Annotated in this window: 11 protein-coding genes; 10 read left to right on the top strand and 1 reads right to left on the bottom strand. The window is 54.6% G+C overall.

Translation table 11 applies throughout. The features are described 5' to 3' along the window. Window positions 1-4 precede the first annotated feature (4 nt). From PKY88_00920 to PKY88_00875, 10 genes are all read left to right on the top strand, one after another. Window positions 5-613, top strand: coding sequence for a hypothetical protein (locus PKY88_00920; protein HOQ03763.1), 609 nt, complete (start codon window positions 5-7; stop codon window positions 611-613). A gap of 60 nt (window positions 614-673) precedes the next feature. Beyond that, entirely contained in the window at window positions 674-1,642 is a 969-nt protein-coding gene (locus PKY88_00915; GenBank protein ID HOQ03762.1) for a DNA methyltransferase, read from the top strand. 44 nt (window positions 1,643-1,686) lie between these two features. Further along, window positions 1,687-4,302 carry an apolipoprotein N-acyltransferase gene (gene lnt, locus PKY88_00910; protein ID HOQ03761.1) on the top strand — a complete coding sequence of 872 codons (2,616 nt, stop codon included), beginning with the start codon at window positions 1,687-1,689 and terminating at the stop codon, window positions 4,300-4,302. Between the two features lie 353 nt (window positions 4,303-4,655). After that, window positions 4,656-5,447 (top strand): hypothetical protein, encoded by a 792-nt coding sequence (locus PKY88_00905; GenBank protein HOQ03760.1) that lies wholly within the window; start codon window positions 4,656-4,658, stop codon window positions 5,445-5,447. Between the two features lie 12 nt (window positions 5,448-5,459). Continuing rightward, a complete protein-coding gene (locus PKY88_00900; GenBank protein ID HOQ03759.1) occupies window positions 5,460-5,618 on the top strand; it encodes a hypothetical protein in 159 nt (52 codons plus the stop codon). Window positions 5,619-5,682: 64 nt separating this feature from the next. Then, window positions 5,683-6,735, top strand: coding sequence for a rod shape-determining protein (locus tag PKY88_00895; protein ID HOQ03758.1), 1,053 nt, complete (start codon window positions 5,683-5,685; stop codon window positions 6,733-6,735). Window positions 6,736-6,778: 43 nt separating this feature from the next. Next, window positions 6,779-7,612 (top strand): rod shape-determining protein MreC, encoded by an 834-nt coding sequence (gene mreC / locus PKY88_00890; protein ID HOQ03757.1) that lies wholly within the window; start codon window positions 6,779-6,781, stop codon window positions 7,610-7,612. An 8-nt stretch (window positions 7,613-7,620) separates the two neighbouring features. Next, the gene (mreD, locus tag PKY88_00885) at window positions 7,621-8,148 is read left to right on the top strand and encodes a rod shape-determining protein MreD (protein ID HOQ03756.1); all 528 of its coding nucleotides are present in this window, start codon (window positions 7,621-7,623) and stop codon (window positions 8,146-8,148) included. Next, a complete protein-coding gene (locus PKY88_00880; GenBank protein HOQ03755.1) occupies window positions 8,141-10,294 on the top strand; it encodes a penicillin-binding transpeptidase domain-containing protein in 2,154 nt (717 codons plus the stop codon). The genes mreD and PKY88_00880 overlap by 8 nt, the downstream gene beginning before the upstream one ends. Beyond that, the gene (locus tag PKY88_00875; GenBank protein ID HOQ03754.1) at window positions 10,291-11,310 is read left to right on the top strand and encodes a DUF4056 domain-containing protein; all 1,020 of its coding nucleotides are present in this window, start codon (window positions 10,291-10,293) and stop codon (window positions 11,308-11,310) included. Before PKY88_00880 ends, PKY88_00875 begins: the two co-directional genes overlap by 4 nt. Window positions 11,311-11,314: 4 nt before the next feature. Here the strand turns inward: PKY88_00875 and PKY88_00870 are convergent, their stop codons facing one another. Next, a complete protein-coding gene (locus PKY88_00870; GenBank protein HOQ03753.1) occupies window positions 11,315-12,991 on the bottom strand; it encodes a hypothetical protein in 1,677 nt (558 codons plus the stop codon). Window positions 12,992-13,082: the final 91 nt, after the last annotated feature.

Below are 13,082 nucleotides of genomic sequence, written 5' to 3'. Positions count from 1 at the left end.
TGTTATGACCGGGCGGCTGATGACTATTCTGGTTTTGACGGCAGTCGTTTGGACAGTCGGCTGTTCAACTCCGCCGTCTCAAACCGCTCTCTGGCAGCAGGTCCGCGACCTTCAGGCCGCCAAAAACCAGCTTGAAACGAAAGCCGAACGGCTGGAAGAAGAAAACCGCCAGCTGCTCGAACAGTGCAGCATGCTGTCTTCCCTGAATCCGGCCCTTCGTCTGTCGGCCCTCGATCGGCTGATGCAGATTCGCCTGGCCAAAGGCACCGCCCTGACCGATGAAAATCGAGACGGGAAGGTTGAAACCCTGCGGGTGCATCTGGAGCCCGTCGACCAGGCGGGGGATGTGGTAAAAGCCCCGGGACAAGTTCATGTCTCTCTTTGGCATCTGGATGTTTCGGCGGGGGAACATCTGCTTGGTTTGTGGACGGTCGGTGCGGAAGAGCTGAAAACGAAATGGGGACGTTCGCTGATGGGGGCTTACTATCGGCTGATGTGGAATGTTGAGGCGATTCTGCCGGAAAAGGCCTGCGAGTTGACCGTAAAGGTGGAGTTTACGGATTATCTGACCGGCAAAGTCCTTCGAACCCAAAAACCCCTCCGCATCCGCTGAGCCGGTCTTTGGTTGAGGCCGGCGTGGTTCCGGCTTGAAAATCACACCGCCGGCGGTAAGATGTCCGGCATGCAAAACCTCCGAAATACCATCCTGTGCGGAGACTGTATTGAAATCCTGCGGAAGGTGAATGAACCTTTTGCGGATTTAATTTTCGCCGACCCGCCGTTCAATATCGGCTATCAGTACGATAAATACCGCGACCGGGTTGAAAAGAACCGGTATCTGGCCTGGACACGCGACTGGATAAGTGCCTGTCTGGGTGTGCTCAAGCCGACCGGTTCCTTCTATATTGCCATCGGAGATGACTATGCTGCTCACGTGCGGCTGATTGGAGAGGACCTGGGCCTGACGCTGCGCAACTGGATTATCTGGCATTATACCTTCGGCCAGCAGACCCGAAACAAATTCGCCCGCTCCCATACCCACATCTTTTACTTTGTAAAAAATCCTCAGCAATTCACCTTCAATGATTGGGCTGTTCGAGTTCCTTCTGACCGTCAGTTGGTTTACAATGACAAGCGTGCCCAGTCCTGCGGCAAGCTGCCGGATGATGTGTGGAATACCTATTCACGTGTATGCGGGACATTTCGCGAACGGCAAGGCTGGCATCCGTGTCAGATGCCCGAACTCCTTCTGGCCCGGATTATCTCCGCCAGCTCCAATCCCGGCGATTGTGTGCTGGACCCCTTTATCGGTTCGGGCACGACGGCGGCCGCGGCGTTTCAGCTTGGACGAGAGTATTGCGGGATTGATATTTCCGAGGAGTATGTTGAAAACACTCGAAGGCGTTTGGCTGACGTGAAAAAAAGCAGAACTTTCAGCGGTCTGTCGATGCATGAAATGCTGGAATTGAAGCGGCTGGTTTTTGAAATCGGCCGTTCTGCAGATGCCTATCGAACGAATGAAAAGTTAATCTTTCTTCTTTGCCGGCAGTTTGCTGTTCGTATGAACAACGGCAAACACTACAAGCCGGACCTGATTCTGTCGTTTCTGCCGGAGATATGCCCATGTCAGGGCCGAAAATAAAATCTTTTTTTTGGGCAGCTGGTTTACCGGCACTCTCCGCGTTTTTGCTGACGATTTGTCAGGCGCCGTATGACCAGGCGTGGGCGGCGTGGTTCGCCTGGGTGCCTTTTCTGCTGGCCTGCCGACCGCCGCTGACATTAAAAATCCTTCTGCCTGTCGTTTACGGCATCTGGCTGGTGTACTGGCTGGTGAACCTCTACTGGCTCATCGGGGTGACCTTTCCCGGCTATCTGGCTTTTTGTCTGGTGCAGGCCTGCTATGGGCCTGTTCTGGCCTTTGCGGTCCGATTTGTCCGACGAAAATCCTGGCCGCTGACGGTTTGGGCTCCGCTGATTGTGGCAGGAGCGGAGACCTGGCAGAGTGTCCTGTTTACCGGTTTCAGCTGGTATTTTCTGGCTCACAGCCAGTACCGCAATCTGACGATGATTCAAATCTGTGATATTTTCGGCCAGTTAGGAGTCTCGGTGCTGATTGCCGCTGTGAACGGTCTGGCGGCTGACCTGCTGATGGATGCGGCTTGCGGACGGCTTCGCAGGTCGGCCAATCTGATAAAAAGTGCGGCGGTCGGTTTGCTGCTGGGGCTGAATTGGTTCTATGGTGCCTACCAACTGCGGCAATCGCAGCGGTTTTTATCGGACAGCCCGCTGGTGGGGGCTGTCCAGACCAATATTCCCTCCCATATTAAGGAACTCAGCGAAAACGGTCCGGCTATTCTTCAAACCCTCCTGGACTTGAGCGAACCCTGTTTTAATGCCGGTGCATGGATGGCGGCTTGGCCGGAAACGATGGTGTTGGCCTCCTTAAATCCGGACTATCTGTATTATCTGCCTCCGGAAAGTACAGCCCGTCAGTTTGACCGCCAAATCCGACAGTTTGCGGAAGACCGCGGCTATTTGCTGGTAGGGGCTCACGCTGTCCGCATCAGCACTTCCAGCGGTGAGCCGGTTGCGGCCGACCAGTATAATACCGCTTTTTTGTATGAACCGAACGGTCAGCAAAATCCCAGCCGGTATGACAAGATTCATTTGGTCCCGTTCGGCGAATACATTCCCTTCCGTCAAACACTGCCGCGGCTGTATGACTTTATCCATCAGCTCAGCCCCTATGATTACGACTACAATCTGACTCCCGGCCAAAAATATACCCGTTTTACTATTGAGAAAGAAGGCCAACGATACAGTTTCAGTGTTCTGATTTGTTATGAGGATACCGATTCGACCTTATGCCGGAAAATGGTTTTGGATAAGGAGGGCCGAAAAGCCGATTTTCTGGTTAATATCAGCAATGACGGCTGGTATGTTCGCTACAAAGACGGCAAAGTATATCCGACGGTCGAGCAGGCCCAGCGGATGGCCATCACGGTCTTTCGGTGTATCGAAAACCGGATTTCGATTCTTCGCAGCGTCAACACGGGCATCAGCTGTTTGATTGACCCGTTGGGGCAAATCCGCAACGAATATCTGGCCGGCACTCTCCCCACAAAGGCCGTTTTACGCCAGGGGCCGGATGCAGAAGGATGGTTTGTGGACCGTGTTGTACTGGATTCCCGAATCACTCTGTTTACACGCTGGGGACGCCGGCTGGATGGGGTGTTGGGAATTGCTCTTTTGGGGGTTGTGCTGGCGGCACTGGCGGATAAACTGTATGGAGATGAAAAAAGGGAACCCTATATGAAAAAATGGTTGTTTGGTGTTAGTTTGTTGTTCGTATGGTCTGTTTTATCCGGGTGTGATTCGTCGATATCGACGGTTCAGATGCCTGTCTACCAACCGGCATCTGCTGCAATTCAGGCAATGGTGCCGCAGGCAAGGAACATTGTCAAGGAAGGGCTGGAGAATCCCAGTTCTTACGTTCGCACGGCGGCGATTGAAGTTGCGGCACAAACCCGACAGGAAATGTTTCTTCCAAAAATTATGCAGTTAGCCGATGACCCTAAAGTGACTGTTCGTTTTGCGGCTCTTGTGGCAATGGGGGATATGCAGTGCACCTCCTGCAGGCAGGCCTTGCTGAAGAAGCTGGAGGATTCCAATCCGAATGTGCGGATTGCCGCCGCTTACGGCCTCTCCAGGATTGGGGCTCTTGAGTACAGGGCTCGGATTCTGGAGGCCCTCAAAAATCCCAATCCCACAGTAGCGGCCAATGCCGCTCTTCTGGTCGGCAAAATGGGAAAACGGGAAGACCTGCCGCTTCTTTGGGAATTGATGACCGCCGGCAATTCCAATGAAAAAGTGCTTTTCCAGACAGTTGAGTCTATGGCACGTCTGCAGGACCCGAAGGTCTATCGGGACAAAATTTGGCCGCTGCTGATCAGCAAATATCACGATGACCGCATCTGGGGAATTCGCTGTATGGGGGCGCTGGGGACCCCCGATGCCCTGATGGCCGTGCAGACGATGCTTCAGGATGATGTCCTCGAGGTTCGGCTGGCTGCGGCAGAACAGCTGGGGGGATTGGGAGACCGCTCCGGATTGTCGGTGGTTCAGGACTATTTTGAACGCAGACCGAATCTGGATGAGACAACCGTAGCCAACCAATTGGCCGTGTCTGCTGTCGGAACTCTGAGGGATTCATCTCTGAACGGCTACCTGTCTAAGGCCTTGACCAGCAAGTCTCCCTTTATCCGGCTGATGGCGGCCAAATCTATCCTGCTTCAGAGATAAGACGACGTAACTTTTGAAAAATCAATGAGTTATCTGTGAAGGGGAAAGGGGAGGTTCCGGAGCACAGATGTAGAAATAATGCAGATTCGTTCCTTGGTTGGGGAGGATTTATTGGTTTCAAAAGACACAACTTTTGACGGAATAATATTTTAGATGCTTATAAAATTGTCTTGACCTCTGAAGAATACCGACTTAAAATCCCGATATTTATTTGGTAATTTGCGTTTTTGGGTGTTGAAAAATGCCGCTGTTGCGGCGGTGAAATCGCTCAGGATACGGAGGTTACATTGAGTCCATTAACAAAAATTTTAGTCATCTTATTATCCTTATTCGCTATCTTTCTGTGCGGGGCTATGGTATCCTTTGTTGTGAATACCAACAACTATAAGGTTCTCTATGAGCAGCAGAAGAACCTCTACAGTGCCGCACAGGCGGATGTGGCCAACCTGAACCGTCTTTATGATGAACTCCAGAAGAAAATGAAGCTTCAGGAGGAACAGCTTCAGGAAAAAATTGCGGCTCTTCAGGCACAAAATACCAAACTGATGGCCGACCTGCAGAATGCCGAGCGTCAAAGCCAGGAATATCAGGCTCGGGCCGACAGCTGGAAGGGAGTTTTGACGGGTTTTGAGCAGAGCATCCGCAGTTTGCAGGAGTCGCTCCGCCTGACGCAAAACCAGCTGGATGAAGCCCGTGCTCAGGGCATCAAAGACGCCAGAGAGCTCAACCAGATTACTTCTGAATTGTATGAGAAGATTGTTCAGCTGGAGGCGCTGGAGGCCGACCGTCATCGTCTGCTCGAGCAGAAGAAGGAACTGGAAACCAAGCTGACCGGTACTTTGCCGGCCGCCTCGGCCCCTGCGGCTGTGGTAACGCCGGTTCCAGGGCCCGCTCGTCCGGCTGCTCCTGCGGCGGTCGGAGCGGATATTCGCGGGCTGGTGACGGAAGTGCGTTCGAATATGGTCACGCTTTCGGTGGGAAGCTCGGACGGTGTGGAGAAGGATATGCGGTTTCACGTTACCCGAGGCGACCAGTTTTTGTGTGATGTGGTGATTACCCATGTAGATATCAATCAGTCCGCCGGCGTGCTCGAACTGGTTCAGCAGACGCCGAGGGTGGGCGATACAGCGAGCACAAAACTTTAAATCGGATTGACTATGGCCAAACAGAATACGACCGCCGCAAACGATGTCTATACAGCGATACTGGCTTTAGCGTGGTTGACTGTCTTTGCAACGGCCGTGTATGTGTCGCTGACGTGCTGGTTCTATTACGGCAGTCAGATGTGGTCGTTTGCGGTCCAGGCGGTGCGATAAGCCCTCAGGACACGCAGGTCCGCCGGCGGTGAGATGACGATTATCGGATTTGAAGGGAGTCATCGTGTTCGAGTCGATTGTGGGCTGGTTCAGCAAGGATATGGGCATAGACCTCGGAACGTGCAATACGCTGGTCTGTGTCCGCAACGAAGGAATCGTCCTCAACGAACCGTCGGTGGTAGCGGTCCGAAAGGGAACTAATATCGTCCTGAACAACGGCGAAGCCGTGGGGCTGGTGGCCAAAGAGATGCTCGGCAAAACCCCCGGTTCCATCAGCGCGATTCGTCCTCTCAAAGACGGAGTCATCAGCGATTTTGAAATCACCGAGGCGATGCTCAGTTATTTCATCCGGAAAGTTCACGGCCGCGGACGCCTTCTGAGTCCCCGAATCGTAATTGCCGTGCCCAGCGGAATCACGGCCGTGGAGCGTCGGGCGGTGATTGAAAGTGCGATGCGGGCGGGGGCCCGCAAGGTGTACCTGGTGGATGAGCCGATGGCGGCGGGCATTGGAGCGGGGCTGCCGATTACGGAGCCGACGGCTTCGATGGTTGTGGATATCGGCGGCGGAACCACGGAGGTGGCCATTATGAGTCTGGCCGACATCAGTACCTGCGAATCCATTCGCATCGGGGGGGATGACTTTGACGAGGCCCTGATTAACCACCTCAAACGCACCTATAATCTGCTTATCGGTGAGGCCCGAGCCGAACAGGTCAAGATTCAAATCGGCTCGGCGGCGCCCCTTGAGCAGGAAATGACAATGGAAGTGGCCGGACGGGATACCATTTCCGGACTGCCGCGGAAAATCGTCATTACCAGCGAGGAAATCCGCGAGGCCTTCCGAGAACCGATTGCAGGGATTATCGAAACAGTCATGCGCACACTCGAGCGAGCCGAGCCGGAACTGGCCGCTGATTTGATTGAAAACGGGGTTCATCTGTGCGGCGGCGGGTCGCTCCTGCGGGGAATGGATACAGTTCTTTCCAACGCCACAGGACTGAAGGTCGTGCACGCCGAGGACCCGCTTACCTGTGTGGCCAGAGGCACCAGCGTTTATCTGGAGAACCTCGAAATCTGGAAAGATGTTCTGGATGAAAGCGGCTATGGATGGGATTAGTCCGTCCGGAACAGCGGACGCGGCTGTTGACCGATAATAGGATATGGCCGTTCGAAAAATTTACTTATCACCGGGCCTTTTGTTTGTAACCCTGCTTCTGGCAGGGTTTATTCTTCTTTGGCTGCCCCAGCGGTTGACATGCCATCTGAATTTTCTTTTTGTTCGCATTTTTGATCCGTTTTTGCGGCTGGGGCGAACCCTTGAAGTCCAGCGAGCCCAAAGTTCCGCAGAAAGCGGACAGGCGGTTGATGCGGCGGAGTACGAGCGGCTCTGGAAGGCCTACCAGAATCTTGCGGCCCAATATCATACTCTTCATCGGGAATATGAAACGCTGGCTCGGTTTCGGAAAGAGGTTCCGCTTCCGTGGGCGGGACTGGTGCTGGCACCCGTGAGTTCCTCTGTAAGAGGGATTCGACACGAATTGATTATCAGCCGCGGCAGCGACCACGGTCTGGCTCCCGGACAAATGGTGCTTTCCGAAAAAGGCGACAGTGTGCTTGGGATTGTTCAGGAGGTGTCTGCCCGTTTTTCTCGGGTCCGGCTGTTGACGGATTCCGCGGTTACGATGGAGGTCCGGATTCGTCGGGAAGGGGCGGAAGTGGAATATATCGGACGAATGTCGGGTGATGGAAAGAACGGCTGTCGGATTCCGCTGCTGTCCCGCGATTATGATATTCGCGAAGGGGATGTTGTGTACGCCGCACCGCAGCCGGGGATTCTGGAAACCCCGCTGGTGGTCGGCCGCTGCGTACGGGTTCGTCCGGATGAAGAGCATCCGCTCCTGTGGGATATTACCGTTCGTCCGGTGGATGATGCATACGCCCAGAAGATTGTGGCGGTGGTTGTTCCGCCGCTTTCGACGGCGGAGGCAAAATAAAGACGTCTATGCGGTGGTCTTGGTTCATTCTGCTGACAGTGCTGGCTGCCCTGCTGGAGGCCGGCAATCTGCTGAATCTGATTGCGTTCGGGTACGGCCAGGTGCGTCCGAGCGTTCTGCTGGTTCTGCTGATTTTTGCCTCCCTGCGGGCCGAACCGTTTGAAGCGGTTATTCTTTCCTTTCTGCTGGGGTTTGCGGCGGATTTGGCCGGACCGGTGATGGGGCCCAATACTGTCTGCTGGGGGCTGGCCGGTTCGCTGCTTTGTCAGATGCAGGGGCTCCTGAATGTCCGTTCTTCGGTTTATCAGATTGCGGCGGTTTTGGCGGCCTCGCTGATCTTGATGGCGGCCTCACACGGTTTGGCTGTCTTAAAAACCGAACAGGCAGGAGTTTTGCCGATGCGGGTTCTGCTGGGACGGGCTTTATATACGGCGGCAGTTGTCCCGGTTTTGTGGCCGCTGTTCGAACGGCTGTGGCCGTTCCTCAAAAAACCGCGGCCGGGACGCTCTTCCGGGATACGGCTGGGCCATGTATAAAGTTAGATTAACTATCCTGATTATCCTTTTTGCTTTAGCCGCATTGATTTGTTTAATTCGGCTGGGGAGTCTGCAGATTGTGCACTGTCAGGAGTATCGGCAGGCCATCGCTGACAAGCAGATCTTGGAGCCCCAGCCGCTGCCGACGATTCGCGGAAATATTCTCGACCGCAAGGGCGTGGTTCTGGCTAAAGATGTGCCGGTTTTTTATGCCTATGTCAATTATCGCCTCTGTCGCCTTCTGGATGAGCGTTTCTGGGAAGCCCAGATACAGCGGCAGGGGCTCGAAGAAGGACTCTCCGTCCAGCGTCTTCGCTATGATCTTCAGGCACGCTATGCGGAGGATTTCAATCGTCTCAATCGGATTTTGGCGTTTGCGGAGCGAATCGGTGCCCCCCGCGGAGAAGTGATTCAGTCGGTTGAACGCATCAACAATCGGATTTGGGAAATGGGCTGTTACGTTCAGTGGAGAAGAGTCAATCCCAACGGGTCGATAGAAGATTACCGCCGTCAGAAAGAAGAACTCAAACCTGCGGATGTTCTCGGGGTTCGTCTGGTGGAAATGCAGCAAACCTATCCGGTATTTGAGATTCCCGCCGACCATCTGGTGGAGGCCCAGGCCGAGCTGAGCGGATTGAAAGATGTCGAAATCCGAACGCACGGCCAGCGTTTTTATCCCAGACGCACGGCCGCCTGTCAGATTATCGGCTGGGTTGGACTGGTTCAGGAAGAAGAAAAGGACCTCTTCAGTCAGGACGAATACCTGCGTTATCTGGAGGGGGAGCTTATCGGCAAAGCAGGGATTGAGCGGATGTGTGAGCCGATTCTGCGAGGACGTCGGGGAGAAGTCGTTTATGATAAGGATGGGCATCTGCTTCAGCGGAAAGAACCGCAGTATGGGCGGACGGTTCAGCTGACGCTGGATGTGGATTTGCAGGAACGCATCGAAAAGTATCTCCAGAATCCGGATTTGCCGCCGGAAGTGGCCGCTGTTGTCAGCCGCCGCACTTCCGCTGTTGTGCTCGAAGCGGCAACGGGCGATATCCTCGCCCTAGTTTCTACGCCGCAATACGATTTGAATAAAGCGCGGCAGATGGCCGGTCGGCTTTTAACGGACCCTAATACGCCCCTAAAACACAAGGCGCTGGAGGATAATTATCCGCCCGGCTCCACCATTAAACCTTTAATTCTGCTTATTGGTCTGGAAGAAAAGAAAATTACCCCGAATGAAATAATCTCCTGTCCGGCCCATTCACCGCCCCAGGGATGGCCCAGCTGCCTGGCCCAGACACGCTTCTCCCGGATGGGACATGACTGGCGATGGGCGGATGAGGGCGGCAACATTGCCCGAAATGCTCTGCGCGGCAGCTGCAATATTTATTTTTCCCGCCTGGCTGACCGGATTGACAGCGGGGCGCTGCAGCGATGGTTTTTTGAGTTGGGGTTTGGGAGACGTGTGCTTTCTCCTGTGGAGTATGTTGATCCGAAGACCGGAGAGCAGGTTGTTTCCTGGGGAACGCTTCCGCAGGCGCACGGCAGCATCGAATATGGTGTCCAGCAGACACCCTATACGAGCCCCGAACAGATTCGCCCGATTCCTTCCAATCGGCAGTCGGAAAAGCGGTTCTGGGGAATCGGGCAGGGGAACCTGCGGGTGACTGTTTTGCAGGCGGCTAATGCTCTGGCGGCCCTGGTTCGCGGCGGGATTTACAAGCCCCCTCGTCTGATTTATCTGGATGATGACCCATTTAATCAGAAACACCAGAAAATTCTTTCTGTTTCGCCCAAAACGCTTTCCGTGATTCGGGAAGGGATGCATGCAGCTGTTTATGAAGACGGCGGAACGGCCTACAGCACCTTTCTGGATTTTCCGCTCCGCAGAGAACTGAAGATTTACGGCAAGACCGGCTCAACGGAAAACCCGGATATGGCCTGGTTCGAATGTTTTGCGGAGGATTCAGCGGACCGCAGCGTTGTGATTGTGGTGGCGGTGCCCGGCGGACTTTCCGGTTCCGGATATGCCGCTCCGGTGGGAAGACAAATCCTTCAGTTTTGTTATGAGGCGGGCTACATCGGCGTGAAGCCCAGGAATCCGGCAGCTGCGAAGCCTTCCGCAGGCCGAAGTGAGCAGGGGGCCAATCCATGATTTGCTGGTGGAAAAGACTTTCGGCTGCGATGGGACTTGCTGCTGTTTTGGTTTTGGGCGGCTGCGGATTGGACGGCGGACCTCGCCCGCGCTGGGGATTTACGCCGAAACAGTATTACGGCGACCCCAATAATCTGGGGACTCATTCCTACGGATACGGCGGCCGCGAGGGGTATGGGATTTTGTACACGCTTCGGGGGGGCACCATCGATCCTGACCATCTCCGCGGAACGGCGGACCTGACCCGGCATGCCTATCTGAAGGCCTACGCCGCCGTCGTTAACGGACGAAGTCGGTTCCAGGTCGGTCCGGCTTTTGAATTGACAACCAATACGGTTCAACTGACATACCCGTCAGACTGGATGAACCGTCCGCGCGTTGAGCGGGAGAAGATTGCTCACGAGGCCGCTGTGATTATCGCGCCGGCAGTGGCCTATCATTCCTCTGTTTGGCACGAGATGCTCACCTGGCAGGGGCTGCGTTTTGCCCTGATTGAGCCCGAACACGAGTCTGCTTTTTCCTGGGAGGATTTGTATTCAAACGCTCTGGGGGCTCATCTGGCCGTCAGGGCTATCCAGAGCGGGGCGATGACGGTGCCTGATTATAACCGGGCTATGACGGAATTAATCCGGCAAACGCTTCAGGAACTTCAGGTTGTTTCCCGTTCGCAGGCACTTGCGTTTTTGGAGCGGATGCGGGGCAAGTGGTTCACGGCGGATAAACTCCTCCGCCGTCAGATGAATGTCGGATTTGAAACCGGTCAGATTACACCCTGTCGGTTTCCGGGTTTGACCGACCAGCCGCCTGTCTCACTGCCCTGGCCGAATCTGGACGGGCTGGAAGCGCACGGCCTTCGTGCGGTGTACACCCTCCAGTCCCCTTATCTGGAAACGGGAGCCCTGAAACGGCGAGCCGGAATTCAGGGAGAGCTCGAACCGCTCAGGCACTTTCCGCTGATTATGGAATCCATCAAAAAAGAGGCCCGCGAAAAATTCGGATACCTCCTCGAAGAATAACGGATTACGGACAAAAATCGCCCGGTTCATATCTGCACTCGAGCCACTGTCCGGCCAAAACAGCCAAATCGCTCATAGTCACGCGGCAGTCCCGGTTCAGGTCGGCATAGGAATAAGAAGGACATCGGGGCTCGCTGCGGAAGTGCGTCAGAACAACCCGGTCCGTCTGGTAAAGGATATCAAACGTTCCTTCTTCGAAAATCACTTCGGAGACCGCATTGAGAAACCGGCCGCTGATATGGCTGGCTTCAATAATTGCAAACGAGTCTTCGTAATTCGGTACATAACCATCCAGCAGGTCCACGTCGAGGTACCCATCCAGCACGACTTGTCCGCCTTCCTGGGCTTGTGCAGTCAGAACCGAATAGTCCCAGGCGAAGGAGGGGCCGCCGATGCCGATTTTCAGAGTGCCGTTTGGTCCCTGATAATAATTGTAAATGACATCCAGAAATTTCCATATTCCGCTGACACCGGGCATGACGACGCCGCTTTCATTGACTACGTTGGCTCGAATCCATCCCCAGCCCTCCAGCGTTCCTCCTTTGAGTACAATCGGATTGGTCATGCCCGGGCTGTATTCGGCGGAAATATACCCGCCGTCCATCCGAATCGCCCCCTCCGGCCAGACTGTAATCTGCTCTCCGGCCTGGTGATTGGCTGCCGAAAGCTCAGCGTACAAACCATTGTCCAGGTCAGCGGAGAAAGAAATCAATCCCTGTCCGCCCGGCTTGTTCAGGGTTCCCCCGACCGCAACGGAGCCCTGCAGGTCCGCCCAGGAGCCTTCATAAATATTCAGTTCTCCGCGGCTGCCGGGATAAAGGGCGATGGCGGTATGCCCGAGATGGAGCAGTTTGGAGCCGGTCAGATTGACGGCGGCTGTGCCGCCCTGTCCGAGGCGCAGACTGATGGGGTCCCACCAATTGTTTTCAATAAGCAGTTCTGTTTGATGGGCAGTTCCAATAAGCTCGATGACGGCGGAGGAACGAGCATGTATGGCCATTTCCAGATAGCCGAATCTTGTCCGGGCTCCATTGCTCAGATTCACTTTTGTATCGCCATCGTTGGACATACCGAAATAGCCGCCGACAAACCATTCTGTGCCCTCTCCGTCGATGAGAAAATCCGCTTTTCCGCCAATGCCGCTCTGGCCATGCCCGTGTTCCAGAAGGGCCCCATCTGTCACAGAGACCTGCGCCGAGCCGAGCACACCGTAAAAAAAGCCGTGCCAGCCGTCCATTCGATAACCGATCCAAAAGGTATCCGGTCCGCTCAGATGAAGGGCTCCAAAGGTTTGAGGGTCATTGTCCCCAATCAGCAGATCACCGCTGAAAACACCTCCTCCGCCGATGCGTAAAGCGCTGGATTGTGTATTGGCAAGAAGGACAGTGCGGTTGTAGTCGGCCGTGCCGTCCAGCAGATAGGTATGGCCGTTCAACTGGAGCGTCAGGTCTGAACCGTCGACGGTCATTCGGTCGTGGGTGTAATCGGATTCGAACCAGACGGTGTAGGCGCTCGGCAGCGTAAAATAAACAAGGTCATCGGGCCCCGGCACCCCCGGCGGATTCCAATTATCTGATTGTCCCATTTCACCGTCTACCGCTTCCGCCCAGTAGAAATCGCCGGAAAAACAAATCGATGCAGTCAGCAGGAAAAATGGAAAAAGAAAGAGTGTTCGCTTCATTTTCTGCCCTCCTTATGAATCAAAAAACCACACTTTGCCGGTGTCGGCAAAACTACTGTTTTCAGATGCTTGGAAAGAGCGAGGGAGGAGA

The sequence above is a fragment of the Anaerohalosphaeraceae bacterium genome, from assembly GCA_035378985.1.
In the GTDB taxonomy this organism is placed as follows: Bacteria; Planctomycetota; Phycisphaerae; order Sedimentisphaerales; family Anaerohalosphaeraceae; genus JAHDQI01.
The sequence above is the reverse complement of the archived record's forward strand: the minus strand, read 5'-3'. Positions and strand labels throughout refer to the sequence as shown.